At 38.0% G+C, this 23,525-nt stretch carries 35 protein-coding genes and 1 pseudogene; all 36 read left to right on the forward strand.

Annotation, left to right across the window (positions count from 1 at the left end; all coding sequences use genetic code 11):
* The first annotated feature begins 28 nt into the window (after window positions 1-28).
* On the forward strand, window positions 29-688 hold the full coding sequence (locus tag HMPREF2893_RS00615; RefSeq protein ID WP_049486387.1) for an ABC transporter ATP-binding protein: 660 nt from the start codon (window positions 29-31) through the stop codon (window positions 686-688).
* Window positions 689-692: 4 nt separating this feature from the next.
* Window positions 693-1,895 (forward strand): ABC transporter permease, encoded by a 1,203-nt coding sequence (locus HMPREF2893_RS00620; protein ID WP_070673800.1) that lies wholly within the window; start codon window positions 693-695, stop codon window positions 1,893-1,895.
* A 99-nt stretch (window positions 1,896-1,994) separates the two neighbouring features.
* Window positions 1,995-2,258, forward strand: a pseudogene (locus HMPREF2893_RS00625) (NUDIX domain-containing protein); the annotation flags it as partial.
* Window positions 2,259-2,458: 200 nt separating this feature from the next.
* A complete protein-coding gene (locus HMPREF2893_RS00630; RefSeq protein WP_070673802.1) occupies window positions 2,459-2,878 on the forward strand; it encodes an SMI1/KNR4 family protein in 420 nt (139 codons plus the stop codon).
* A gap of 18 nt (window positions 2,879-2,896) precedes the next feature.
* Window positions 2,897-3,235 carry a DUF7716 domain-containing protein gene (locus HMPREF2893_RS00635; protein WP_070673803.1) on the forward strand — a complete coding sequence of 113 codons (339 nt, stop codon included), beginning with the start codon at window positions 2,897-2,899 and terminating at the stop codon, window positions 3,233-3,235.
* 45 nt (window positions 3,236-3,280) lie between these two features.
* The gene (locus HMPREF2893_RS00640) at window positions 3,281-3,667 is read left to right on the forward strand and encodes a hypothetical protein (RefSeq protein ID WP_070673804.1); all 387 of its coding nucleotides are present in this window, start codon (window positions 3,281-3,283) and stop codon (window positions 3,665-3,667) included.
* Between the two features lie 43 nt (window positions 3,668-3,710).
* A complete protein-coding gene (locus tag HMPREF2893_RS00645) occupies window positions 3,711-4,028 on the forward strand; it encodes a hypothetical protein (RefSeq protein WP_070673805.1) in 318 nt (105 codons plus the stop codon).
* Entirely contained in the window at window positions 4,025-4,300 is a 276-nt protein-coding gene (locus HMPREF2893_RS00650) for a hypothetical protein (protein ID WP_070673806.1), read from the forward strand. The genes HMPREF2893_RS00645 and HMPREF2893_RS00650 overlap by 4 nt, the downstream gene beginning before the upstream one ends.
* A 107-nt stretch (window positions 4,301-4,407) precedes the next feature.
* Window positions 4,408-5,118, forward strand: a complete 711-nt coding sequence (locus HMPREF2893_RS00655; protein ID WP_070673807.1) for a hypothetical protein — start codon at window positions 4,408-4,410, stop codon at window positions 5,116-5,118.
* A 334-nt stretch (window positions 5,119-5,452) separates the two neighbouring features.
* A complete protein-coding gene (locus HMPREF2893_RS00660; protein ID WP_070673808.1) occupies window positions 5,453-5,860 on the forward strand; it encodes a hypothetical protein in 408 nt (135 codons plus the stop codon).
* Window positions 5,857-6,417, forward strand: coding sequence for an SUKH-4 family immunity protein (locus tag HMPREF2893_RS00665; protein ID WP_070673809.1), 561 nt, complete (start codon window positions 5,857-5,859; stop codon window positions 6,415-6,417). The genes HMPREF2893_RS00660 and HMPREF2893_RS00665 overlap by 4 nt, the downstream gene beginning before the upstream one ends.
* Window positions 6,418-6,436: 19 nt before the next feature.
* On the forward strand, window positions 6,437-6,949 hold the full coding sequence (locus HMPREF2893_RS00670) for an Imm26 family immunity protein (RefSeq protein ID WP_070673810.1): 513 nt from the start codon (window positions 6,437-6,439) through the stop codon (window positions 6,947-6,949).
* Between the two features lie 16 nt (window positions 6,950-6,965).
* Window positions 6,966-7,592: a hypothetical protein gene (locus HMPREF2893_RS00675; protein WP_049491589.1), complete on the forward strand. Its 627-nt coding sequence runs from the start codon at window positions 6,966-6,968 to the stop codon at window positions 7,590-7,592.
* 97 nt (window positions 7,593-7,689) lie between these two features.
* Complete coding sequence (locus tag HMPREF2893_RS00680; RefSeq protein ID WP_049491591.1) at window positions 7,690-8,079, forward strand: Imm50 family immunity protein; 390 nt, start codon at window positions 7,690-7,692, stop codon at window positions 8,077-8,079.
* 152 nt (window positions 8,080-8,231) lie between these two features.
* Window positions 8,232-8,954 carry a hypothetical protein gene (locus HMPREF2893_RS00685; protein ID WP_070673811.1) on the forward strand — a complete coding sequence of 241 codons (723 nt, stop codon included), beginning with the start codon at window positions 8,232-8,234 and terminating at the stop codon, window positions 8,952-8,954.
* Between the two features lie 112 nt (window positions 8,955-9,066).
* Entirely contained in the window at window positions 9,067-9,585 is a 519-nt protein-coding gene (locus HMPREF2893_RS00690) for an Imm26 family immunity protein (protein WP_070673812.1), read from the forward strand.
* 20 nt (window positions 9,586-9,605) lie between these two features.
* Window positions 9,606-9,737: a hypothetical protein gene (locus HMPREF2893_RS11135; RefSeq protein WP_261674159.1), complete on the forward strand. Its 132-nt coding sequence runs from the start codon at window positions 9,606-9,608 to the stop codon at window positions 9,735-9,737.
* A 409-nt stretch (window positions 9,738-10,146) separates the two neighbouring features.
* Window positions 10,147-10,431: a hypothetical protein gene (locus HMPREF2893_RS00700; RefSeq protein WP_023917559.1), complete on the forward strand. Its 285-nt coding sequence runs from the start codon at window positions 10,147-10,149 to the stop codon at window positions 10,429-10,431.
* Window positions 10,432-10,485: 54 nt separating this feature from the next.
* Window positions 10,486-11,049, forward strand: coding sequence for a hypothetical protein (locus HMPREF2893_RS00705; RefSeq protein ID WP_023917561.1), 564 nt, complete (start codon window positions 10,486-10,488; stop codon window positions 11,047-11,049).
* 33 nt (window positions 11,050-11,082) lie between these two features.
* The gene (locus HMPREF2893_RS00710) at window positions 11,083-11,772 is read left to right on the forward strand and encodes an SMI1/KNR4 family protein (RefSeq protein WP_230514270.1); all 690 of its coding nucleotides are present in this window, start codon (window positions 11,083-11,085) and stop codon (window positions 11,770-11,772) included.
* 163 nt (window positions 11,773-11,935) lie between these two features.
* A complete protein-coding gene (locus HMPREF2893_RS00715) occupies window positions 11,936-12,676 on the forward strand; it encodes a hypothetical protein (RefSeq protein ID WP_023917566.1) in 741 nt (246 codons plus the stop codon).
* A gap of 83 nt (window positions 12,677-12,759) precedes the next feature.
* Entirely contained in the window at window positions 12,760-13,158 is a 399-nt protein-coding gene (locus HMPREF2893_RS00720; protein ID WP_023917568.1) for an NTF2 fold immunity protein, read from the forward strand.
* Window positions 13,159-13,450: 292 nt separating this feature from the next.
* Window positions 13,451-14,176: a hypothetical protein gene (locus tag HMPREF2893_RS00725; RefSeq protein WP_261674160.1), complete on the forward strand. Its 726-nt coding sequence runs from the start codon at window positions 13,451-13,453 to the stop codon at window positions 14,174-14,176.
* Window positions 14,177-14,310: 134 nt separating this feature from the next.
* Window positions 14,311-14,490, forward strand: a complete 180-nt coding sequence (locus HMPREF2893_RS11140; protein WP_254727883.1) for a DUF4304 domain-containing protein — start codon at window positions 14,311-14,313, stop codon at window positions 14,488-14,490.
* Window positions 14,491-14,495: 5 nt separating this feature from the next.
* The gene (locus tag HMPREF2893_RS00730; RefSeq protein ID WP_261674161.1) at window positions 14,496-14,864 is read left to right on the forward strand and encodes a hypothetical protein; all 369 of its coding nucleotides are present in this window, start codon (window positions 14,496-14,498) and stop codon (window positions 14,862-14,864) included.
* A gap of 65 nt (window positions 14,865-14,929) precedes the next feature.
* Window positions 14,930-15,535 carry a DUF6707 family protein gene (locus HMPREF2893_RS00735; protein WP_049491603.1) on the forward strand — a complete coding sequence of 202 codons (606 nt, stop codon included), beginning with the start codon at window positions 14,930-14,932 and terminating at the stop codon, window positions 15,533-15,535.
* A gap of 40 nt (window positions 15,536-15,575) precedes the next feature.
* A complete protein-coding gene (locus HMPREF2893_RS00740) occupies window positions 15,576-16,055 on the forward strand; it encodes an NUDIX hydrolase (RefSeq protein WP_070673813.1) in 480 nt (159 codons plus the stop codon).
* A 7-nt stretch (window positions 16,056-16,062) separates the two neighbouring features.
* A complete protein-coding gene (locus HMPREF2893_RS00745) occupies window positions 16,063-16,791 on the forward strand; it encodes a GNAT family N-acetyltransferase (protein ID WP_037599263.1) in 729 nt (242 codons plus the stop codon).
* Between the two features lie 41 nt (window positions 16,792-16,832).
* Window positions 16,833-17,735 carry a putative PEP-binding protein gene (locus tag HMPREF2893_RS00750; protein ID WP_023917579.1) on the forward strand — a complete coding sequence of 301 codons (903 nt, stop codon included), beginning with the start codon at window positions 16,833-16,835 and terminating at the stop codon, window positions 17,733-17,735.
* On the forward strand, window positions 17,677-18,117 hold the full coding sequence (locus tag HMPREF2893_RS00755) for an ASCH domain-containing protein (protein WP_070673814.1): 441 nt from the start codon (window positions 17,677-17,679) through the stop codon (window positions 18,115-18,117). Before HMPREF2893_RS00750 ends, HMPREF2893_RS00755 begins: the two co-directional genes overlap by 59 nt.
* A 381-nt stretch (window positions 18,118-18,498) precedes the next feature.
* Window positions 18,499-19,878, forward strand: coding sequence for a bifunctional UDP-N-acetylglucosamine diphosphorylase/glucosamine-1-phosphate N-acetyltransferase GlmU (gene glmU / locus HMPREF2893_RS00760; RefSeq protein ID WP_023917583.1), 1,380 nt, complete (start codon window positions 18,499-18,501; stop codon window positions 19,876-19,878).
* 9 nt (window positions 19,879-19,887) lie between these two features.
* The gene (locus HMPREF2893_RS00765; RefSeq protein WP_070673815.1) at window positions 19,888-20,433 is read left to right on the forward strand and encodes an NUDIX hydrolase; all 546 of its coding nucleotides are present in this window, start codon (window positions 19,888-19,890) and stop codon (window positions 20,431-20,433) included.
* A gap of 11 nt (window positions 20,434-20,444) precedes the next feature.
* Window positions 20,445-20,780 (forward strand): cell wall synthase accessory phosphoprotein MacP, encoded by a 336-nt coding sequence (gene macP / locus HMPREF2893_RS00770; protein WP_070673816.1) that lies wholly within the window; start codon window positions 20,445-20,447, stop codon window positions 20,778-20,780.
* 24 nt (window positions 20,781-20,804) lie between these two features.
* Window positions 20,805-21,497, forward strand: coding sequence for a 5'-methylthioadenosine/adenosylhomocysteine nucleosidase (locus HMPREF2893_RS00775; protein WP_070673982.1), 693 nt, complete (start codon window positions 20,805-20,807; stop codon window positions 21,495-21,497).
* A 138-nt stretch (window positions 21,498-21,635) separates the two neighbouring features.
* Entirely contained in the window at window positions 21,636-22,259 is a 624-nt protein-coding gene (gene nth, locus HMPREF2893_RS00780; protein WP_049506625.1) for an endonuclease III, read from the forward strand.
* 266 nt (window positions 22,260-22,525) lie between these two features.
* Window positions 22,526-23,525 (forward strand): ABC transporter substrate-binding protein (locus HMPREF2893_RS00785; RefSeq protein WP_261674162.1); only part of this gene is annotated, 1,000 nt, incomplete at its 3' end.

Raw genomic sequence — 23,525 nt, forward strand, 5'->3', positions numbered from 1 at the left:
TAAGTCATTATGGAATAAAGGTGAAATCATGATTAAATTAGTGAATGTTACTAAATGTTTTAGTGATGGATCGAATGTCAGATACATTTTCAAAAATTGTAATTTTGAATTTAAAAAAGGTAGCACGACTGCAATAGTTGGCCGTTCTGGATTAGGAAAAACTACTCTTGTTAAATTAATATTAGGGATTACCAGTTTAAATGAGGGGGATATCTTAGTCTGTGGTAGTTCCATTTTAGATATGAAAAATTTGAGTAAGGTAAGGCGTAGGAATATTGGCTGTGTCTTCCAAAACTTTAATTTGATTTCAGGTTTCACGGTGAAAGAGAATATTCTACTTCCAAGATATTTTTTTGAAAATGGAGAGAATAACATTAACGAAATTTGTAACACTTTAGGTCTTTCAAAGGAAATGTTAAGCAAGAGTATTGATAAGATTAGTGGAGGTGAAAAACAAAGAGTTGCCTTGGCAAGAGCTCTTATTAATAATCCAGAAATATTGATAGCAGATGAACCTACTGGTAATTTAGACGCTGCTAACGAACAAAATATAATAGAATTGTTGAAGCGGATCAATGAGGAGTTAGGTATCACGATTATAACAGTAACTCATAGTGATAAAGTGGCGAATAGTATGCAGTCTATTTGCACAGTTGTTGATGGCAAAATTGAGTACGTAAGGAGATGATAAAATGAATCATTCCATATTATTCATTGCTAAAAGAGATTTAGAAGTTAACAAACGAAGATATAGATTAGTTCGACTGTCAATAGCGATCTCTGTTTTGCTAATTGTTTTAGTGATGCTCATTTCTAATTCTTTCTATAATAAAATGATTAAAGAAATGACTGTAGCAAATAAAAATGTTGTTACTGTTGCCTTTGGTAATAAAGAAAATTCTCTGAATTATAAAGCTTTGCCTTTATTTTCTAATGAAGATATTGATCGAGTAAAAAAAATAGATGAAGTAAAAAATATTACTGGTGTAAAACTATTATTTACGGATGATATCAAATTCCAAAATGGTAAGACATCGGTTTCCAATACTATCCATTGTCTAGAAGAAAAGTATATAAAAAACCTGAATATTAGAATTGCTGAAGGGAAATTTCCAGAGAAGGACAATGAAATATTAATCGGAGATTCCGTACACAAGGCTACATCAATGAATGTCGGAGATACGGTGACTATTAAGATTGATAATCATTATGTAAAGTTTGTAATTTCTGGCATTATAGACAAGCAAGAAGCGCAGTTATTTTCTACCTTGCCAACAGAAATAAATCAAATGATGGCAATCAATGTAAAAAGTAGTAGCGTTTCATCAAATAAATTTTATTATCTGAATGCTACTGTGAAAAATGGAACCGATTTAAATGAAGTAGCAAACAAGATAGAAAAGACTGTTTTAAAAAATGAAAATTTAAAACAATCTTTATCAGGAACAGGATTAGATGTTGTTGTAGCAACACAACAGGATGTTATCAATATGCTATCCAGATGGTTTTCCTACATCGACCTTTTTATCCTCTTAATCATAGTTCTTATCTCTATTGTAGCGATTATTAATATCATCAATATTCTAGCTATTACCATTCAGGAGAATCATAAACAGATCGCAACTTTTAAAATCATCGGTGCATCTGATCGACAGATAAAAAGAATATATTTATTTGAAAGCTTTATGATGGGAGTACGAGGTACAAGCGTGGGATTGGTGATAGGAATTGCTATTTCTTATTTGATCATCTTTTTGAGTGGATTACCACTAGATATTGAACTTACCAGATTGTTGTTCCCGGTATTAATAGGTATACTCACTTCAGTTTTTGCAGGATTTTTGGTATCTAAAAAAATTACTAAAATAGATATTGAAAAAGTATTAAATCAATAGAGAAGAAATGATTAGTGGCAATCAGAGATGGTGTTGCAAAAAGAAAAGCTATACTGATTTAATTATCGACTGAGCTTTGAATGAAAGTAGGAGGATTTGATGAAAATCAAACATCACTTTGGGGTATACGGAGTCTGTCTTCAAGAGGGGAAACTACTCTGTATTGAAAAAACAAGAGGCCCCTATCAACATCGTTTTGATCTACCGGGTGGTAGTCAGGAACTCGGTGAGGGGTTGACAGAAACCCTCAAGAGAGAAGTTCTGGAAGAGACGGGCTATACCCTTAGCCGTTACTCAAATCCTAGGGGTTATGACGTGCTGGTTCAAGAAGAAGGGCAAGACTTCTGTCTAAGACGGTTGATTGAGCGGTCAATATGGGTTGAAAAAGTAAAATAATAAAGTAAAATAATAAGGATAAAATGAGTCTAGTAAAACCACTGGGCTCATTTTCTATTTTAGCTTTATGGAAAAGGAATCTTATGGTATGATAGCCTAAAAGGGACCTGTAATATGGAGGTCAAATAAAAAAAGCCTTTGGGAAGAGAGACTCAAAAGGAGACGAGATGCTAGTATTGATAGACACAGATCCAGCTGTTTCAAGAGAAGACCTGTTACAATTTGAGGAGATTCTTGGAAAGAAATTGCCGGAAGCCATGAAGGATTTTTATCTCAAGTACAACGGTGGTCAGCCCCAAGTAAGGGGGGGCCACGATGAACATCATCTCTTTCCTTTCAATTCCTTTAATTCACTTGAGGAGATGAAGAAGTCTCTTACCTGGTTTGACGATGAGGCTGTTCCTGCGGAATTTAAGGCCACAGATCTTCTCCATTTCGCCTATGATCCTGGATCTGGCAACTATGCTCTTTCTTTAAGGAAAGAAGATTATGGTATGGTGTATTTCTATGTTCTAGAAGAAACAGCTGAGATCTACGGTCAATGGGCTTCTTTTGAGGAATTTTTGAACTCTTTTGTTGAAGAGTGAGACGAAAAAGGAGAAGGGATGCGAAAACACCAAGAACTTTCACTAGAGCAGATAATTGAGCAGGTGCGCGTAGATCAATTAGTATCAGATGATTTTTGCCTCTATGGCAAGGAGGATGGAGAACTGGCACTAGCTAGGCTCTATTGGGTGTCCGATTATCCGGATGTCGTGGAAGACCGTGATATCTACCCGACAGAAGTGACGGAGCAAGATCTGCAACTAGTCTACTATGGAGAGCAGTTGATTGATGTTCTTGCAGTCGCACTTGAAGAAAAACCAAATGCAAGTCTCCAAGACTTGGTCGAGGCTTTGAATTATTATCAGCAGCATGATAGTTTTATGCCTTTTGATGATTAGCTAGGCCGATTAGAGAAATGGTATCCAAAAGGAGGAAAGATAGTGATGAGAGAATATAAATTTGATATCCATAACGAGATGTATGTAGCAATTCCAGAGGAAAAGGAAAAAGTTTGCCTTGCTTTAAGTGATTCTTTAGAGGTTGTCAATGAGGAGTTGACTTCGTCTTATAAAGCAAAACTCGATCATCTACTGGATCAATCATCAGTATGGTATCCAAAAGCTTTGGAAAAAATTCAGGAGGAATTTCCAGAACTAGCGCACGCCAGACTCCTATCCATTTTTATCTTGTCTGAACAAAGTGACGTTGACTTAATTTTCGGCTTGGAATTTGGACTGAGAGAGGATTCGGAGCATGGTAGAGGACTTAAATTCTCCCTCAATAGTTTTGAAATTTTAGAATATGGTATAGGCGAAGTGGCATACTATTAGGTGTAGTCGATGACAAGAGAAGCACTAGAAAATGGAGCAGGATATGGTTGAGAAAGATGGGATTATCATAAAGGATGGCCAGGTCATCCTAAACAGCAGTGAGAAGCTATCGATTGAAAATCTGAGAGAGGAAGCTTCGATGAAAGAAAGAATCAAATTAACTGAAGGAGAGGTTTTCCTATTAACACCTCCTTATCAATCGGATCCATGTTTTGCTTGTCATTTAATCTATTTAAGTTACGAAACTAAAGGATTGTGCGCTTATGTGTTATCAAAGGAAGCAATAAATCTTGAAGATATAGATATAGATAGTATTGAATTTGACACAAAAAAGCGATTTATTCAAGTACTTATTTTATGAAATGGGGATTATGGGAAAAATTAGGTTATAGGCCTATCCTTGAGGAAGAGGATCAGTTACTACTTCGAAATGTTGGAAACTATAACCTAATGTATCGAGATGAGAATTGCAGACAAATGCCAAGCAAGAAGTATAAGGAGGAATATCCTTTACAGCCAATTTATGATTCGCTAGAAATTTTTGCACTTATCTATGGGAAAAAATATAAAGAGTCTGATCCTAGAGTATTAGATTGGATGGAGGCAAAGGTGAAAACACGTTTGGATGATTGATTTCTATTGTAATGATAATCTGATTGTGGAAATCAATTCAATAGAAAAGCAGTATAGAGGTATTAAGATTATTGAGAAGTCTTAGCTGAAATTCAAGGAAAATAAAAATGGCAAAATACGGAATATCCCCTTTTGATAATGATAGTGCAACGTTTGCTCATAATTGTATTTACTCAAGAGCATTGAAAACCATAAGTAAACAAATGGAAGAATTGGCTCTAACAAATCTGCTAGAGGAAGAGATGTTGGGACATATGTTTATTCTGGCTATTGATTTAGCACGTTTCCCCACAGAGCAACATAAATTTACGCAAGAAATGAATGATGAGTGGCAAGAACTATTAAGAAACTATGTTGATGGTCATACTATTCAGTCAGAAACACTTGCAAAAACTTTAGATGTTATTTTGAAGTATTTCTTTTTTAGAAATACTCCGAAGGGTTATGAGATAGGTTTTAAACAGCTAGCTTATTTAGATTTCCCAGAAAGAAAAATCTATATTGCACTAGCAATCGATGTATATTTTGAAGCTTTGCTAGAATACATTGAAATCGCTTTTGAAGATGAGGCAGGATTGAGTGATTGGCAACCAGATAGAATGACAATACCAGCTTATCTTGATCTCTATGTGTCTTGGGCAATGGAAGTGCCAGAAAAGGCTAAAGGCCGTGTTGCAATGGAACAGTTTACTAGATGGAAAAATGCTTATTTTGAATGGTTTGAGACAAACTGTAAAAAAATTCCGAAGAAGTATCGAACAATAGAGAAAATAAATATGCTTGAGTTGTTTGAGGAGTTTGAATATTATGCTACATGAGGAATTCAATAAGAACAGTTTTTTCTATTTTATGATATTCTCGATCATCTACTGGATCAATCATCAGTATGGTATCCAAAAGCTTTGGAAAAAATTCAGGAGGAATTTCCAGAACTAGCGCACGCCAGACTCCTATCCATTTTTATCTTGTCTGAACAGACGGACATAGACCTGATTTTTGGTTTGGAATTTGGACTAAGAGAGGACTCGGAGCATGGTAGAGGACTTAAATTCTCCCTCGATAGTTTTGAAATTTTAGAATATGGTATAGGGGAAGTCGCTTACTACTAGGTCTAGTCGATAACAAAAGAAGCACTAGAAAATGGAGCAGGATATGGTTGAGAAAGAATGGCGTTTTTATTCATCAGAGGTTGATAGGGATTGGGTGATTTTATCAGATCGTGATAGGGCTGAAACAAAAGAGGATATCCACTCTGTCAATCAGAAAGAAGCCGTTATGCGGATGTATCGAAGACCGGGAGACTTTATCTCAGTGTCTTTGCTGTCTGCTTCTTATGAAATAGACGATGTAACAGGAAAACTTGGTCAAGAGCGAGATTTCTATTTAAAAATTGAATGCCTACAAGACGGATGGTCCAGTATCAGCTCTCAAGTCTATAAAAAAGAGGAAGCAGTAACCTTAGCAAGCCTCTTTATGGGACTCAGAAAAGATGCGGCTATCAAGCTTTGGAAGTTAAAAAAATTGGGTGAAAAGAACCTAGGAGATCGGATAGAGAAATGACAGTCAATATCGATGAATTAGTGAAGGAGCTTGGCTTTTGTGCGGTGCCTACAGAGGAGAAACCATTTCGTCTGGATGAGGCCCGTTTTAACCTTTTGGCTTATTTAGAGGATTATCCGAAAATGGGATTCTCTTTTGTTAAAGCAGGTGACGAACTAGTCGAACTAAGGAAAAATCAGGAGAGCTATAGGCTTTTTGGCCAGTGTTTTTTAGGATTTTTTGTGATAGTAGAAGAGGAGCAAATCTTTTTACTTTGCAATTCTGAAGGAAGAGAAGTTTTTCAAGAAGATAGAGTTTTTGTCAATTCTTCCTTGCAAGCTTTTATTTCCTCTTATTCGCTCTTTCTATCAAGCATCTTTCTTTTGAAAGCAAAGTTTTATGAGATTGAGCAAGATGAAGTCGAAGAGATTGCAGCAAACTTGATGCATCAAATTCTTGCCTTAGAAGCTCCCCTTGAACAAGAATTACCCTTCTGGGAGCACATGGCCTATTTGATAGAAGACGATGGAATTGTTCTAAGAGATGATCTCTTTCATATCATAAATAAAGAGCAGTAGGAATGGATTTAAATTAATTATGCAGAAAAAATTGCCCCAGATAAAGATTCGTGAGTGGAATGAAAAGCCAAGAACAAAAATGCGATTTATTAAAATTGGTGATATTTTTTGCTATCAATTTTCGGAGGAAATGTTTGTATTTGGTCAAATTCTTGGAAAAGTGAATGTTGGTCATGTCATTCAATTTTTCGATATCTTTCAAGCAAGTCCTACTATAACAGTTGAGGAGCTAAGTCGTGCTCAATTTATAGGTAAGCCCATCATTATAGATTCCTACACCTTGTTTGATCGAAGTCCAGTATGGTCTTGGCAGATAATTGGTCACCAAGTGGATTTTGATCCAAGCCCTTTTAAGGATTTAGCCTTTAAATGGGGAGACCCAAGTGGTACTCAATTTGGGAAGGTCTGGCTAGATGGTAGGACAGAACCTAAGATTTTTTCTAGGGAAGAAGTTGACGACCTAGACTGGGAAGCCTGTGTCGGAAGTATTGTTTATAACAGAATCTTGGAAGAAGAACTGGCAAGCAGATGAAATAAAGGAATTTGAGATGGACTATGTAGATGAGTTGACTTCAGGACGAACGCCCTTGGTAAAAAAGGCAGCGAAAAAAATTTTAAGAGGCAGACTAAAAGGATATGGACCATTCTTGCATCAGGCCTTGGAAGGGGAGATGGAAAAGCCTAAATCATGGGAATCACAAATGTACTTGCTCTACGCCATGGCCGCAACGGATTGCACAGAAGAAATCCCCTATCTCAAGTCATTACTGCTGAGAGACATCCCAACCCCTGTAACCTATCGCTCTTTAGCAGTAGCGATTGCTTATCTAGAAAATTTAGAAACAGAGAACTTGTCTTTTGTTTATGAGTCCTTGGAATCGAATAATTTATTGCAAGCTGCAGGTGCTTGTGCAGCACTCTATCTTAGAAAGATTGTGCTGAAAGATGACGATTTTGAGAAGGTCATGACCTTTATCACCAAGGATGTTTATTTGGAAAATATAAGAGGAACAATCGCTCCGTTTATGTTCATTTTGGCTGCATCTTATCTATATCCAGAAGAGAATCGCCAGAAAATTGTAGACTTTTCCCGTCAATTTAATGAAGTACATATAAATACAATCATTGAGGATGTATCCAAAGGAAAGGACGGCAGGAGGATTAGGCTATTCTAAGACCTACTTAAAGAGAGAAGTTACCATCTCCTTAAAGAGGGAAACAATGAATCTTAAAAAGAAGACTTATATTCATTTTTAAAAAGGAGTTCATACTGTGAAATGGTTTGAAAAAGCAGTAGGAAGGGAAAAGATTATTCATTTATTTGATGGTGATTTGGACTTGAATAATGTTTTTCTTGATACTGTGTTATGTTACGATTACAAATTAGATCTTGTCTTTTATTTATTTGATTTGCCAACTAATTTCCCTGAAAAGTGGCAGAAAAGTGCATTTAATGCCATAAAAATTAATTTAGAGTTTTTTAATTTAGATGAAATCCATTTTTATTCTAAGGGGATTCATAAGGTGAATGGTCAACTAGAACTGCTTTTTTTAGAGAATAAGGTTGAATTCAATTTTATAAACCAAAATGATGTGATGTTATCGGGTTCTTCTGATCTTGTTAGAATTGCTGAGATTACTCCTGTGAAGATTGATACTTAAAGATTTCTTTCGGAGATTCAGAATGATCAAACAATCTTCCATTATTAGGAGGGACACCGCGACTATGGGAAAAAGTGAAGGAAGAGCACAAACATTATACCTTGACCTAAGGCTAAACCTTTCTACAAGAAAAAAACTGCGAGACCACGAATATGAAGTTAGAGTATTTCGAATTAGATAAGCCCTATGTGGAAAATCAACAGAGGATTGAGGAGCTGATGGACTTAGCTGCGCTAACCTACGAGGAAGCTAGAGTTGAAGATTACCGACAGAATTGGAAAGACCTGCGAAGAGCATTCGTATATGAATCCAAATGTATGACCTCTATGGTAGAGCGCCTCTTTAAACCAGTTGTGACCAAGCATTGTTGGAAAATCATCGTAGAATGTGTAGATACGATTAGCAATCCAGCTATCATGAATCTACTTGGTGTCTATACTGTTCAGGTCTTATTTGATTTTTCTAATTATGAAAGCTCGAGTCCATTGGAACAGAAAAAGCTGCTCTTAGAGGCCTTGTTAAAAGGAGTAAAGCGCGTGTTTGAGGAGCTCTCTATTCCATACTCCTTGATAGAGGATGTAGTCAATGAAATAGAGAAAAACGATTATGAAAATAGCTGGGAGTGGAAGAGGAAGAAGATCCAATCCACGATCTTTTCCATTCAAGTGGAGCATCAGCTGGATAAGGTGGATTTGTTTTGGAAGATAGAGCAAAAGGATAAGAGCATCCGTCAGTTGATTCAATCCTACCCTGCTCATGAGATGGACTATGGGGCTAAGCTTGGTAAACTGGAAGCAAAAGGTAACTTCCTATATCTGTTGGATAAAGAGAATGAGGTTGTGAGCAAGCTAGAGCTGGAAACAATAGCTGAATGAACCCAAAAAAACTAGCCATTGTCCATAAAACACTTATCAATAGAAAGTAAGCAAGATAGTAGGAAATGGCCATATAACGAAATAGAATACAAAAGATTAAGGGTCAAAAACTATGGTGAATAAATTAGCAAATGTTCGTGAAGGAGAAATTTTCGCAATTCCATTGTTTTTATCGGATAGATCTGATTTAGAGAGATTTAAAAAATCTGATTTCTCTGGGAAAAATAAAAAATTCGCCTATTGTAGAATCATCAAAGATCTAGGTGGTGGCGGTATACTCATAGAGGTTTTTACTTTAATCGATGGATTGTCTCCTGAAATAGAGGACATCATCCAATCAGGAAGGTTATTTCCGCCAATTGCCATAAATGGTCTGGGAATATATAAAAAACGCTGGCCGAAAGTCGGACAACAAGAGAAATATGACTGCGAAATAGATTCTCATTTTTCTCAAATACAGTTAGTTCTTCCTGCCTTACCGCATGAAAAGCCGAGATTATGGCAGAATGGTCAAGAAAAGTTTATTTCTTTTGAGGAGAGCAAGGATTATGAAGAATGGATAGTTTGGCTTTCTTCTCATTTAGAAAAAAGGATTATTGAAAGTTTAAAAGCAAGAGGAATAGACGTGTAGCTTTCGAGAGAGTGAGAACAATGAGTGACTTAAAAAAGAGATTATCTTTATTAAAAGTAGAAAAACGAATCAATCAGTTGAAGGGGATAAAGGATGTCCATTTTCTGACCGATAAACCTAAAGAAATTGCTTGGTATGCTGGGGGGAGTTGAATCCTATAGACTCTCCGCTTCCTTGCTTTTATGAGTTTCCTGTTGCCCACACTACTCAAGATTTAAGTAGGTCAATTCAAAGTCTAGTTGGCAATAGTAGTCAGTTTATCCTAGTTTTTTGGGAATTTTCACCGATTTATGTCTTGTTTCAAATGGAGTCTCTGGATGACTTTTTGCCCTCTTATTTTACTGAATTTTCTACTAAGGACCTGATGCTTTTCTTTCGAAATCATGAAAAAGTACTGGATCTCCATTTAGCGGAGGATAAAGTAGAAGTGAGAGTCTTGGAGAATAAATCTAAGAGCCTGTAGATTCTACAAATTGAAAATGAACATAGAATTAGTCGATGAAAGAGGCAAAGAGGAAAGAACGCCATTCATGGAGAGACAAATGGTAAAGGAAGATTCTAATGTGTGAAAAAGAATATTATTATTATGGCAATAGTGAGTTTATGACAGGCCTAGGAGTTATTTATACAGAATTTACTGGTCAGCGTGCAAGTCGACAAATTAACGTTTTGAATGGGCACTCTTATGCTTCCTCTTGCCTACAGGATTATGTTCCAGAAGTAGGGTTTCTACTCTATGATGGTCGAAAAGATGAGTTGGATCTATCAGACTCCATCAAGATTAGTCAAGAGGAATTTGAACGAATTTGGGCTCAGGCTGTCGCTAGCGGTCAGAATGATACGTAATCGTCAGTTGAAAATAGCCAAATATAATCCCAAAAATGTGAGAGGAGTCTAATAATGATGTTCAATTTGTTGAAGGAATTTGTAGAAGTCTATCATAGAAACAAGGGCTTAGGAGAGCTTGTATTTACTAGTAACTGTCTCCATGTCGAAAAGCCAGATTTGTCTGGTCAATTGAAAGAGTTCTACCAACATTTGAGCTTTGAGGAAGAAGCTTATTTTAGAGGAGCTCCCTATGATCTTGCTCTAATTCCTCTCCCTCTATGTGAAGCTGCATCAGAAGGATGGCAGGATACTAGCTGGAAAGAGAGTTATGTGATTTTTGCCCACATGATGGGGGATGAGCCAATTTTTTGTGATCTAACTAGCGAGCTTAGTCCTGTATTTGGCAAGATTCCTGGAAATTCTAAGCTCTATTGCTTAAGCCCCTCTTTATCTACTTTCTTGTCTACTTATAGTCAGATGAAAAAGCTAGAAATCACCAAGTTTGAGAATGACATCTACATTGATGAGGACTTGTCGGACTATAAAGAAGGTTTTTTAACAGGAATCATGGCTATTATCGAGGAGCAACTTCCTGAAGCCTATCGAAAAGACTTTATTGAATTTATGCTTGGCTAAAGCCAAAAATGGAGAGATGAGAAGCAAATGGAAATGAAGAATTTTTTAAAATGTTGTGAGGATCTGATTATACAAGAAAGTGGGGCCTCAGCTCTTGAACTAGAAAAACTCAAAGCCAGACAGTTTCCTCAAGCTCACCTGGATTTGCTCTCCATGACCAATGGCTTGGAGTTTTATGGTGGCTATTATCGCTTGTTTGGGACGGATTCTACTCAAGCTATTACGCTAGATTCCTGGAATTCTGATGAGCTATGGAAAGATGTCTGGAGAGATTATGTATCAGACTACTATTTTTTTGGTATGTCTGCTATTGGAGATCAATTCGCTTATAGATTGAAGGATGGGAACATTCAAAGTCATCAAGTTTATTATTTAGATGGGATTACGATGGATGTCATCGAGATCTATGACAGTTTTGAAGCATTTTTTGAGAGGGAATTTGTTCTGAAAGCCCAAGGTGGGATGGAATCTATTTTTGTTTCTGCTAGGGAACGATTTGGAAATCTAGACCTCTCCACAAGCTGTATTTATTCCCCTTCCTTAATGATGGTGAATGATCCAAGCGTTGAGAATCTCATGCTTTTACCGACAAAGGATGTCATGACCATCAATGGGGATTTGTTAGTTCAATTGTCTGATTCAGAGGAGTCTATTACGAAACTAGAGCAATATCTAGACGCTTCGGGTAGAGCCAGAGTCAAGGTCATTTTTGATCGAGATTGAGCAAGCAGGATAAAGTTTATATAGAAAAGAGTACTCTTGAGATTCATGATTTTAACCTTTTGGCGACAAGCGATGATTTAGTCTTCTAGTCAGGGTGTCATTGTAAAATGATTTAGGTTGAAAATAGAAAACGAAGCATTTTATTCATGAAAAGAGGTGAATAATGACCAGTTTAGATAAATATTTAGAGATCATTAAAAAAGGATTTTCCGAAAGAGAGAATCTAATGGCAATGGAGCCTCTGCATTCTATTGAAGAGATTGCACCATTATTGGATGAAAAATTGACTTATAATGAATTCATCGATATCAATCGCTTATTAAGACAAAAGTACATTGTCGAAAACCCAGAGGATATGCTGAAAGATGTAGATTTTAACCAGCTTTCTTTACCTAGCAATACGAGGGTGATTTACTTGATGGGAAGTAAATCTGATGTGCTAGACTTTTCAAAATATGAACAAGTAGAAAAGATTTTAATAGTTGGGGCTAGAAAAGTAAGAAAGATCATCTTACCCCAGAATGATTGTGTGAAAGCTCTAGGGATATCTTCCATGACAAATTTGGAAACGATAGAGAACATTTCTTTTCATAAAGGCATGCGTTATCTGCACTTTGATTATGGTGTAAAGTTGCCCAACTTAAATTTTATTAGAGATTTAAATCAGTTACTCTATCTTTCATTTACGGCAAATAAAAAATTACCAGAATTGGATTTTATCCAGTCCTCTAGTGAGCTTCGTTTTTTGGATTTTGTCGATACGTCTATTTTTAACTACGCAACAACAGTTAGCTACCTGAAGGGTCTGAAACATCTCCGATTTTTAACAACGGGAAGAACAAATCAAAAGCAAAGGGAACTTCTTAGAAGAGAGTTACCACATGTTTGCATGCGTGAGGGGTAAAAAATGCCTTTAATCCAGCTTTTTATGACCGATGTCTTCATAATAAACGAACCTTTAGTCCCGTTGTTTAAGTAGGAGGAAATATGACCCATACGAATCTAGCAAAAGAAACCTTACTCCAGTTTATGCAGGCCATGTATTCTTGGGAGAGGAAAGCCACAAGGAGCCTAAGAAACCAAGCCGATAAAGAGATGTTGAAGGATGAATTAGCTGCTATATTTGATCAGTTTTGTAGATCTAAAAAAACACTCAGAGAAAGGGAAGTATCTTTATCTGTTCGATTTCCATTTGACTATAAATTAGAAACGCATCCCATCGTCGATGAAGAGTATGACGGGAATCAAACTTATTTGTATATTAAGGAGAATCGATCTGGTTTAGAAACTCTCTATCGTTTTCGAATGGTATTTCAAAAGGGGAAATGGTGGATTGATAAGAAGGAATGGCTTGATGATGGGAAGTGGATCAATTCTTCCTTGTGATATACTGAAAAATGTAGGAAGACAGGAAGAAATGTGTTTCAAAAGACAGTGGTAGTTTAAGTGTAAGTAATGAAATGTTAGGGGTCAATATGAATAAATCACTTTCAAATCAAAAAAGAAAATTAACAACCATTAGAAATCAAGTACTAAAAGCGAGAGATTTTGATCTTGAAAAAGCACAGCTTTTTACTACTAAGCAATTTTAGAAGCATTAAAAGCAGGCAAAAAAAGCCTTGAAATCAATTGGGAGGAAAACGGGAAAACAGAAACCTACTCCTATAAACATGTACGGATGGTTCATGCTATTCAACCATATACTTTGGTTTCTGAGTTCATTGAAAACAAGACATCTGAAACCTATCAATCTTTGCTAAATGGCTGTTTTTGTTCTGTAATGGCAGATATGGCTTCTGCTAAATACTTGGCTAAAGGGGGCTCAAACTTTGATACAGATATTTGTTTAAATATCTTATTTGCCCTTGCCTATTTGGATGATACTTATGTAGAGTTTTTAATTGATAAATTAGCCTATTTTAAAGAAGCCCAAGTTGAAAAAGGGAAAAAAATTATTCTCTTTTCAGCTAAGAGTTTATTGCCTTTAGTCGTTTTTCTTTATGGAAATGGTGAGGGTGCTCGACTTGCTAACCTACTGGAGAATGCTTGTGATGCCAAATATCAACCCTTGGACACGAATCCTTATCAGAATGTGAATGATGCCTATAAACAGGTTATGGAAACTATTTTTTCAGAGGATGATGATGTTTTTAGAGAAACAATTTTATCCATGTGTGATTATCATTTAGCGAACACCAGAGATAGTCATTTAGTAGATTTCAATACCTTACTTTGGCAATATTTCCCAATTGAAATCTTAGTTTTACTAAAAGAACGTCAGAAAAGAGGCCTCCCAATCGACGGGCTTAGCCATCCCTTGCTTGATGACTTTTTACCCTATTTCATGGATAACTTTCAGCTATCCGAGCAAAACAAGATGATTCTAGGAACGATCTTAGACTAGTTGTGTAGAATAGATGGAGACCGTCAATAACCCATGCAATCGCAAGGAATTATAGGAATCACCTATATCCATTTAGATTCCTAGTAAAGTGCAATGAGGAACTCTCCACATCCTGTTAGAAGAGAGGTAAAGAAATGAAAGAGGCCAAAGAACTCTTCGTAAAAAATGGCTTTTCGCGACTAAAGCGAACCCATAACTATTATAAAGTCGATCATGATTTTTACACAGTCATCTATTTTCAACGAAAATCAGATGGTAGTGCCTATTTTGTGAATGTTGCCTTCATCCCCTCTTTCTGGAGTCGGGACTGTTAGAAGAAGTGGATTGTGCTTTACGGACTCGATTAGGTTCTATCAATCATAAAAATGGGCCGGATCAAGCTGAATTGGAAAAAGCTGTCCAAGAGGCCATCGATTTTACTGCTCAGTATGCGTCGTATCCTACCGTATTTTCGAGCATAGATCCCGAGAAGGATCTTGATAAGGATTGGTTGTTAGAACAATTCTCTATCACCAAAGTGAACTTATGCAGATTGTATGTTGAGTATTATGATTCGATCGATTCTAAAAAGCTGGCTTTAGATTTTGCAAACTATGGCTTATCCATTACACCTAAGATTGCCTCTATTCCTAAAAACTTCTTTAAAACCTATATTTGTTCGGGAGAAATAGTCAAAACGACTTATTAGGGCGGAGTGAAAGTGCGGATTTACTGGTCAATATCCTGACGAAAGAAACCGGTAGGAGAAAAGAAATGAAAGTGAAAGAACTAATCGAAGAGATTGAAAATGATGCTGAGTTCGTCTCGTATTTAAACCAGGTTCCCAAAAAGAATAAGAAAACCCAAGCTAGCTATCTCGAATCGCTGAATCATCTGGCCTATTTACTTTATCTGGATGGTCAAGAGGAAATGGCTAAGAAATTATTAGATAGGATCATACAAGTTCCATTTGAAGGGAATTATAACACTTGGACCTTTGTTGCTAGCTCTCTGGTTTTATTGGCCTATCTGGAAAGAGAGGCAGAAAATCAGGTATTTGTCTATAAAAAACTCCTTTTATCCCCATTAGAACAAGGAGAGGAATCCACTCAAAACATAAGAAGGAGAGTTCATCAGAGATTTTTGAATGGTGATAGCTTGGAGCAAAAGCTTGTAAAAATCGAGCAAGCTTCAAGTCCTGAATCGGAAATGGAACGCCGTCTGCTATTCTTAACAGATCTACTGAAAATTTACCTCTTTATCACTGAGTCAACTTGTGAAGAGACAAATATTCAGGCAAAAATTGAAGAGAATATGGAGATACTGAAGAAGTATATCAAGGAACATGAAATCTATAGCCTCTTTCCTTTTAAGGGATAAGATGAGCTGACAATCTTTGACTTTTAGAAAAGAGTAGAATATGGAAATCAAAAATCACTTTGGCGTCTATGGAGTCTGTCTTCAAGAGGGGAAACTGCTCTGCATTGAAAAAACAAGAGGCCCTTATCAGCATCGTTTTGATCTACCGGGTGGTAGCCAGGAACTAGGAGAAGGGCTGACTGAAACCCTCAAGCGAGAAGTTCTGGAAGAGACGGGCTATACGATTAGCAGATACGCTAATCCTAGGATGTATGACGTGCTGGTTCAAGAAGAGGGGAAAGATTTTGCTGTACATCATATCATGGCCTTTTATGATGTAGTACTTGATTTAGAACGCTCTCAAAAATCCCTTCCACATGAGGTTCTTGATGGAAGTAATGATTCAGCAAAGGCAATTTGGTTGAATTGGGAAGAAATTACCGAAGAAAATGCCTCACCCTTAGTATTAAAGGTAAAGGCAGAGTTAGGAGGATTTCCAGAATTGGACATGACAAGCTATAGAAATTTGAAGGTAAAATAGAGGGAGAATGGAACTATTTAAAACATGGAAGAAATATATGGTTCTCTATGGTCTTAAATCTCAAATTGGAACTGTTTATCGAAACAGTGATAGGACAACGAGCTTTTATGATATTGGGAATTTTCTATATCTAGCAGGGAAATTAAATTCTAGATTTTGGGAAGACTTTGTTAGGCAATATGGTTTAGATTATAAGATTATTATTTCAGAAGACACTAAGTGGCAAGATTTTCTGCATCAGCAAGTGGGGTTAATTTCTTTTACTCGCTATTCTTTTAAGGATAAGGCAAATTTTCAAGTTGAATTTCTAAATGATATAGTTACTCATTTAGAGGAAGGTTACAATATTGTACCTATTGATAATCGTATTTATAACTATCTTTCTGAGGAAGAATGGTCACAAGATTTACAGGGGGATTTTGAGTCCTACCAGGATTTTACTTTAAAAGGTGGATTTGGCTTTGTTATTCTTAAAAATAATGAACTGATTGCTGGGATTTCCTCAGGTTTAGTTTACCATGGAGCAGTTGAAGTGGAAGTTGCAACTAGACCAAACGAACAAGGAAATGGATTTGCTAAAAAGCTTGGTGCTGCAATGATTCTAGAAAGTTTAAATAGAGATATGTTTCCACTTTGGGATGCTCATAACGAGGCTTCCAAAAAAGTAGCAGAATTTTTAGGATACGAGTTAGTTGAACCTTATGAAGCTTTTGAACTAGAGGAAAGTATCATATAATGATATCTGATATTGTATCTTTTAAGACGAGGTGAATGAACATGCAAAATCAACTAGGTCTTAGTGGCGAAAAAATTGTTGAAAAAGTTTATCCCCATTTATTGCACCACGTCGGCTTGATTCGTGGGGAATACTTGTTGAGAGAACTAAACCAAAACATACTATTACCAAATTGTCAGCAATTTGTGAAAGATTATCTAGACACTATTTGTCATTTGTACTCAGATGAAGAAGTCTGGTATCGCTTTTCAGAGTTAACAAATGCAGAAGCAAATATTCTAGACGGGACTAAAGAGTATTTTGACGAACGCCACCCCTTATTTGGATACAGAGGTATCAGGCGTTTGTTGGCGTGTCCAGATGAATTTCAGGCTGAGATAAATGTTGTTACCGAAGTTTTTCAAACCAATCCCAATCTGTCTGTTATTTTTCCTTTTGTCAATGATGCCGAACAATTAAAACAAGCTATTACAGTATTGCGTCAGTATGGTTTTACCGGGAAAGTTGGCACGATGATTGAATTACCATCAGCTTATTTCGACTTGGACAGGATACTGGAAACTGGTATTTCAAAGATTGTAGTTGGAATGAATGATTTAACTTCTTTTATTTTTGCGACTGTGAGAAACAGTCAATGGCATGATATGGAAAGTCCAATTATGTTAGATATGTTGAGACAGATGCAGGATAAAGCAAGGAAGAACAAGATTGATTTTGCTGTAGCAGGCTATCTGAATACTTCTTTCATACAAAAAATGAATCAGATGGGTATCGAATGTATTCTCCATTACAGCTCTATTCCAGAGATTTTTGATTTAGAAATTGACCATCCAGACCATCTTAAACATATAAAAGAAGAAAGTAAAAAATTACAAAGGAGAACCCATGACACCTCAAGAAATGTGGAATGCCTACAAGCAAATCAACCCCTCTATCGGAGATGAGATAGACGCCTGGGCTTTTGGAGCGGAACCAGACCTTTTAGCGGAACTGGTCTTTAAAGGCGAAAAAACAGCAACAGCCTCAGCTTACGACCTCTACGCATTAGAGGACGAACCCCTTCCCCAAGAAGGGACTTTTGATGTCATTTTAGACAGTAAAGATCAGGCTGTCTGCATTGTTGAAGTTACAAAGGTTTCTGTTCAGCCTTTCAAACAGGTTTCAGCTGACCATGCCTACAAGGAAGGTGAGGGAGACAAATCTCTAGCTTATTGGCGTCAGGTTCATGAAGACTTTTTCACAGACTGTTTAGGAGAAGCGGGACTAACTTTTACACCTGATAGCAAGGTGGTTTTAGAAGAATTTCGCAAGATTTATCCATTATAGATACGCTCTCCATTTAGGAGAGTCACATTGAAGACAAAATTAATTTGAAAACTTTCCTTAGGTGAGTACGGACGTCAGCGAACTTCCTCGAAGTTCCATGACTTAGTTTTGAGCCTAAGGTCTCAAAACTCCCGAGTGCTTGAAATGATCGTATTTCAAGCACTTTTCTCACAGCGGAAAGTTTTAGTATATTTTTGATTAATTTTTAAAATTAAAACTATTATTACTTATTTGTTGAGTAACGTTACTTATCTTACTAAAAAATAGTTTGTCTACATTCGAGCTTCCCTTATAGGAGAGTTTTTTGGTTTGGGTCTTATTTTCCAAAAGGGCTAAAAAATGGTATAATGTAAGCGATATTGTACAGAAAAGAGAAATGTTATGCCAAATTATGCCATTATTTTAGCAGCGGGGAAAGGTACCCGTATGAAATCAGATCTGCCTAAGGTTCTTCACAAGGTTGCTGGGATCTCTATGTTGGAACATGTTTTCCGTAGTGTTGGAGCCATCTCACCTGAGAAGACTGTAACGGTTGTGGGCCACAAGGCGGAATTGGTGGAGCAAGTATTAGCTGGACAAACAGAGTTTGTCAAACAAATCGAACAATTGGGAACTGGTCATGCGGTAATGATGGCAGAGCCAGTCTTGAAAGGTCTTGAAGGGCATACCCTCGTCATTGCAGGAGACACTCCTTTGATTACGGGTGACAGTCTCAAACACTTGATTGACTTCCATATCAACCACAAGAATGTGGCAACGATTTTGACAGCCGAAGCAGCCAATCCATTTGGGTATGGCCGGATTGTTCGTAATGACAATGCGGAAGTGCTTCGAATTGTTGAGCAAAAAGATGCGACAGATTTTGAAAAACAAATCAAAGAAATCAATACAGGGACTTATGTCTTTGACAATGCGCGCCTTTTTGAAGCTTTGAAGAATATCAATACCAACAATGCCCAAGGTGAATACTATATCACAGATGTGATCGGGATTTTCCGAGAAGCAGGAGAGAAAGTTGGAGCCTATACGCTCAAAGATTTTGATGAAAGCCTGGGGGTTAACGACCGCGTGGCCCTTGCAACAGCAGAAGGCATCATGCGTCGTCGCATTAACCAAGCCCACATGGTTAATGGGGTGAGCTTTGTCAATCCAGATGCGGCCTATATCGATGTCGATGTTGAGATCGCACCAGAAGTGCAAATCGAAGCCAATGTTACCCTAAAAGGTCACACAAAAATTGGGGCTGAAACCGTCTTAACTAATGGAACCTATATTGTGGACAGTGAAATTGGGGCAGGAGCCGTTATTACTAACTCTATGATTGAAGAGAGCACGGTAGCCGATGGCGTAACGGTAGGACCATATGCTCATATTCGTCCAGGATCTAGCTTGGCCAAAGATGTCCATATCGGAAACTTCGTCGAAGTCAAAGGCTCGTCTATTGGCGAAAATACCAAAGCAGGTCATCTGACCTATATTGGAAACTGTGAAGTTGGTAGCAATGTCAACTTTGGTGCTGGAACTATCACGGTGAATTACGATGGCCAACACAAGTTTAAAACAACAATTGGCAACAATGTCTTTGTTGGTTCCAATTCGACGATCATTGCGCCAGTTGAATTAGGCGACAATTCCTTAGTCGGTGCTGGATCAACCATTACCAAGGATGTACCAGCTGATGCGATTGCGATTGGCCGTGGCCGTCAAGTGAATAAAGAAGAATATGCCCTTCGCTTGCCACACCATCCTAAAAATAAATAGGAGAATCTCATGCAATTTGAAGAAAAAACCATTGAGCGCAAGGAAATTTATCAGGGACCGATTTTCCAAGTGGTGACTGATCAAGTAGAACTACCCGCTGGAAAAGGTCAAGCGCAGCGTGATTTAATTTTTCATAATGGAGCAGTAGCGGTTTTACCGATCACAGAGGAGGGCAAGACCATTTTGGTCAAGCAGTACCGCAAGGCGATCGAGAGGACTTCTGTAGAGATCCCAGCAGGGAAGTTGGAAAAGGGTGAAAATGCGGATCCTCAAGCGGCTGCTCTACGCGAATTGGAAGAAGAAATTGGCTACACAGCGGATCTAGAGTTATTGTATGATTTTTATTCTGCCATTGGATTTTGCAACGAGCGGATCAAACTCTATGCTGCAACCAATTTGAAAAAAGTGGAACATCCACGCCCACAAGATGAAGATGAGACCTTAGAGCTGCTAGAAGTGACCTTGAAGGAGGCTAAAGACTTGATCCAAGCTGGCGAAATCTGTGATGCCAAGACCATCATGGCGATCCAATACTGGGACTTAATCAATAAATAGAGGAGGATCCAATGGGAAAACCTTTATTAACCGATGAAATGATTGAACGAGCGAGGCGAGGTGAGGACATTTCGAGTCCTAAAATGGTCGATGCTGAAGAGACGAAGATTATTCAGACAGACCACAGGGGATTTGGCTACGAACGTCCTATGAGAGAAAGCCGTATGGAGCGCCCGCAGGAGAGCTATTCACAGGATACCTTGCAGATCCAAGTGGAGCCCACTGTGACCAAGAGTCGTCGCATTGAAGAGCGCAAACAAAGTGTGGTCCAATCCAAACTCAATAAGATTTTGTTCTGGATCATTGTGCTCCTCATTGTTTTGATCATTGCTATTTGGCGTCTGTAAGGTCGTCACAAGGAGAGAATGGATATGAAAATTGGAATTATCGCAGCCATGCCCCAGGAGTTGAAGATCTTGGTTGAAGCCCTTGAAAATGGGGAAAAGCATCTGCGTCTTGGAAAAGTCTACTATACAGGATCGATTGGTCGCCATGAAGTCGTTTTGGTTGAAAGTGGCATCGGGAAAGTCATGTCTGCCATGAGTGTAGCGGTTCTAGCCAATGATTTCAAAGTGGAAGCTATTATCAATACCGGATCTGCAGGAGCAGTCGCACCGGGAATGGCTGTTGGGGATATTGTCCTTGCCGACAAACTGGCCTATCATGATGTGGATGTGACAGCCTTTGGCTACAAGTATGGTCAAATGGCAGGTCAACCGCTTTACTTTGAATCCAGTCGCTATTTCGTATCAGAAATGAAAAAAGTTCTGGAAGAAGAAGCTGCAACCACACATGTGGGCCTGATTACAACAGGAGATAGCTTTATCGCGAGTGAAGAAAAAGTTGCAGCGATTCGGGAGCAGTTTCCAGAAGTATTGGCAGTTGAGATGGAAGGGGCAGCCATTGCCCAAGCCGCTCATGCAGTTGGACGTCCCTTCATGGTTATTCGGGCCATGAGTGATACGGCAGATCACTCAGCCAATCTCTCTTTTGATGAATTTATCGTAGAGGCTGGTGAGCGCTCTGCTCAAACCCTGATTACCTTCTTAAAGAGATTGGTGTAAAACAAAAAATAGATAGAAGTGGGATTGGATGAATTTTTTTACAATTCGTTTTGTCCCTCTTCTTTTTTTGAAGCTGATTCTTTCAGAAATAGGGTGCTTTCATGCTATAATAAGGACTAGTAGTGTAAAGGAGAAATGATGGTTTTATCAAAGAAACGGGCACGTCATGTGATTGAAGAAATTATCGCCCTTTTTCCAGATGCTAAACCGAGTCTGGATTTTCGTAATCATTTTGAATTATTAGTGGCAGTCATGCTCTCTGCTCAGACGACTGATGCGGCTGTTAATAAAGCGACACCAGGTTTGTTTGCGGCTTTTCCAACCCCACAAGCCATGGCAGCAGCCAGTGAAGCAGCTATCGCCAAGCATATTTCTAAATTAGGTCTCTATCGAAATAAGGCCAAATTTCTCAAAAAATGTGCCCAACAATTGCTAGACAACTTTGATGGGCAGGTGCCTCAGACTCGTGAAGAGTTAGAAAGTCTAGCAGGAGTAGGACGCAAGACAGCCAATGTCGTCATGAGTGTAGGATTTGGGATTCCAGCCTTTGCTGTCGATACCCATGTGGAGCGGATCTGCAAGCACCATGATATTGTCAAGAAATCAGCGACGCCATTGGAAGTTGAAAAGCGGGTCATGGATGTTCTGCCAAAGAGCGAATGGCTGGCGGCTCACCAAGCCATGATTTACTTTGGACGGGCCATCTGCCATCCTAAAAATCCTGAATGTGACCAGTATCCACAACTCTATCATTTTGATTAGGAATCAGTTCCTCTGCTCGAAAGTGCAGAGGTTCTTTTTTGTGATGAAACGAATATTTATTAAAAGGATTGAAAGGTGATTTCTTTGTTGGATCTGGTGGTAGGTGCCTAGACTCCCCTATCCGGCTTCTTTGAGATCGATTTCAAAATGCTTTTTCTTTATATCTTATTATATTCATTCAGAAATAACGAACTTTTTTAAAATAAATTTGGTTTTTTTTAAGAAATAGTGTATAATGGTAGAAAATCTAACATAAGGAGATAGTGATGAAAGCAAAAAAACTGTTAGCTCTTGCAGGAGTTTCTGTTGCAGGTGCCTTTCTCTTAGCAGCGTGTAGCGGAGGTAGTAGCAACCAAGCAACTTACTCATTCGTCTATTCAGCAGATCCAAATACCTTGGATTACATCGCTGCAACTCGTACAACGACTTCAGATGTCACAAGTAACCTTGTAGATGGTCTTCTTGAAAATGACCAATACGGAAACTTTGTGCCAAGTCTAGCAGAAGATTGGACTGTCTCTGAAGATGGATTAACCTATACTTACAAACTTCGTAAGGATGCCAAATGGTATACGAGTGAGGGTGAGGAATATGGTGCTGTAACGGCTCAAGACTTTGTTACAGGGATCAAACACGCAGTTGAGTCTAAATCAGAAGGTCTCTTCTTGATTCAAAATTCGATCAAAGGTTTGGATGCCTACGTAAAAGGGGAAACCAAAGACTTTAACACCGTTGGAGTCAAAGCCTTAGACGACTACACCATCCAATATACTTTGGTTCGTCCCGAAAGCTTCTGGAACTCAAAAACAACCTCAGGTGTTCTTTTCCCAGTCAATGCGGATTTCTTGAAATCTCAAGGAAAAGATTTTGGTTCGTTGAAACCTAGCAGCATCTTATACAATGGTCCTTATTACTTGAAATCATTGACTTCAAAATCTGAGATTGAATTGGTCAAGAACAAAGACTATTACGATGCGAAAAATGTTCATATCGACAATGTCAAATTAACCTTTAACGATGGATCAAACCCTGATTCTATCATTAAGAACTTTGAAAAAGGTCAATATTCCTTTGCCTCTGTTATGCCAAACAGCTCGACTTACAAGAGTGTCAAGAAAAACTTTGGCGACAACATTGTCTACGGTTTGCAATTGGGAACATCCTACTACCTTGGATTCAACTTGGACCGTCAAAAATATGACCACACAGCCAAAACAACGGATGAACAAAAAGCCTCTACCAAGAAAGCAATCTTGAACAAGGACT

The organism is Streptococcus sp. HMSC072C09 (genome assembly GCF_001813105.1).
In the GTDB taxonomy this organism is placed as follows: Bacteria; Bacillota; Bacilli; order Lactobacillales; family Streptococcaceae; genus Streptococcus.

Coding starts and splice junctions, on each gene's coding strand:
- HMPREF2893_RS00655 (WP_070673807.1), top strand. CDS start 4,408: ATGGCAAAATACGGAATATCCCCTTTTGATAATGATAGTGCAACGTTT.
- HMPREF2893_RS00700 (WP_023917559.1), top strand. CDS start 10,147: ATGTGTGAAAAAGAATATTATTATTATGGCAATAGTGAGTTTATGACA.
- HMPREF2893_RS00640 (WP_070673804.1), top strand. CDS start 3,281: ATGAGAGAATATAAATTTGATATCCATAACGAGATGTATGTAGCAATT.
- HMPREF2893_RS00675 (WP_049491589.1), top strand. CDS start 6,966: ATGGACTATGTAGATGAGTTGACTTCAGGACGAACGCCCTTGGTAAAA.
- HMPREF2893_RS00660 (WP_070673808.1), top strand. CDS start 5,453: ATGGTTGAGAAAGAATGGCGTTTTTATTCATCAGAGGTTGATAGGGAT.
- HMPREF2893_RS00620 (WP_070673800.1), top strand. CDS start 693: ATGAATCATTCCATATTATTCATTGCTAAAAGAGATTTAGAAGTTAAC.
- HMPREF2893_RS00735 (WP_049491603.1), top strand. CDS start 14,930: ATGAAAGTGAAAGAACTAATCGAAGAGATTGAAAATGATGCTGAGTTC.
- HMPREF2893_RS00720 (WP_023917568.1), top strand. CDS start 12,760: ATGACCCATACGAATCTAGCAAAAGAAACCTTACTCCAGTTTATGCAG.
- nth (WP_049506625.1), top strand. CDS start 21,636: ATGGTTTTATCAAAGAAACGGGCACGTCATGTGATTGAAGAAATTATC.
- HMPREF2893_RS00710 (WP_230514270.1), top strand. CDS start 11,083: ATGAAGAATTTTTTAAAATGTTGTGAGGATCTGATTATACAAGAAAGT.
- HMPREF2893_RS11140 (WP_254727883.1), top strand. CDS start 14,311: ATGAAAGAGGCCAAAGAACTCTTCGTAAAAAATGGCTTTTCGCGACTA.
- HMPREF2893_RS00755 (WP_070673814.1), top strand. CDS start 17,677: ATGACACCTCAAGAAATGTGGAATGCCTACAAGCAAATCAACCCCTCT.
- HMPREF2893_RS00745 (WP_037599263.1), top strand. CDS start 16,063: ATGGAACTATTTAAAACATGGAAGAAATATATGGTTCTCTATGGTCTT.
- HMPREF2893_RS00635 (WP_070673803.1), top strand. CDS start 2,897: ATGCGAAAACACCAAGAACTTTCACTAGAGCAGATAATTGAGCAGGTG.
- HMPREF2893_RS00705 (WP_023917561.1), top strand. CDS start 10,486: ATGATGTTCAATTTGTTGAAGGAATTTGTAGAAGTCTATCATAGAAAC.
- glmU (WP_023917583.1), top strand. CDS start 18,499: ATGCCAAATTATGCCATTATTTTAGCAGCGGGGAAAGGTACCCGTATG.
- HMPREF2893_RS00670 (WP_070673810.1), top strand. CDS start 6,437: ATGCAGAAAAAATTGCCCCAGATAAAGATTCGTGAGTGGAATGAAAAG.
- HMPREF2893_RS00725 (WP_261674160.1), top strand. CDS start 13,451: ATGGTTCATGCTATTCAACCATATACTTTGGTTTCTGAGTTCATTGAA.
- HMPREF2893_RS00650 (WP_070673806.1), top strand. CDS start 4,025: ATGAAATGGGGATTATGGGAAAAATTAGGTTATAGGCCTATCCTTGAG.
- HMPREF2893_RS00690 (WP_070673812.1), top strand. CDS start 9,067: ATGGTGAATAAATTAGCAAATGTTCGTGAAGGAGAAATTTTCGCAATT.
- HMPREF2893_RS00765 (WP_070673815.1), top strand. CDS start 19,888: ATGCAATTTGAAGAAAAAACCATTGAGCGCAAGGAAATTTATCAGGGA.
- HMPREF2893_RS00645 (WP_070673805.1), top strand. CDS start 3,711: ATGGTTGAGAAAGATGGGATTATCATAAAGGATGGCCAGGTCATCCTA.
- HMPREF2893_RS00715 (WP_023917566.1), top strand. CDS start 11,936: ATGACCAGTTTAGATAAATATTTAGAGATCATTAAAAAAGGATTTTCC.
- HMPREF2893_RS00775 (WP_070673982.1), top strand. CDS start 20,805: ATGAAAATTGGAATTATCGCAGCCATGCCCCAGGAGTTGAAGATCTTG.
- HMPREF2893_RS00615 (WP_049486387.1), top strand. CDS start 29: ATGATTAAATTAGTGAATGTTACTAAATGTTTTAGTGATGGATCGAAT.
- HMPREF2893_RS11135 (WP_261674159.1), top strand. CDS start 9,606: ATGAGTGACTTAAAAAAGAGATTATCTTTATTAAAAGTAGAAAAACGA.
- macP (WP_070673816.1), top strand. CDS start 20,445: ATGGGAAAACCTTTATTAACCGATGAAATGATTGAACGAGCGAGGCGA.
- HMPREF2893_RS00740 (WP_070673813.1), top strand. CDS start 15,576: ATGGAAATCAAAAATCACTTTGGCGTCTATGGAGTCTGTCTTCAAGAG.
- HMPREF2893_RS00685 (WP_070673811.1), top strand. CDS start 8,232: ATGAAGTTAGAGTATTTCGAATTAGATAAGCCCTATGTGGAAAATCAA.
- HMPREF2893_RS00630 (WP_070673802.1), top strand. CDS start 2,459: ATGCTAGTATTGATAGACACAGATCCAGCTGTTTCAAGAGAAGACCTG.
- HMPREF2893_RS00750 (WP_023917579.1), top strand. CDS start 16,833: ATGCAAAATCAACTAGGTCTTAGTGGCGAAAAAATTGTTGAAAAAGTT.
- HMPREF2893_RS00665 (WP_070673809.1), top strand. CDS start 5,857: ATGACAGTCAATATCGATGAATTAGTGAAGGAGCTTGGCTTTTGTGCG.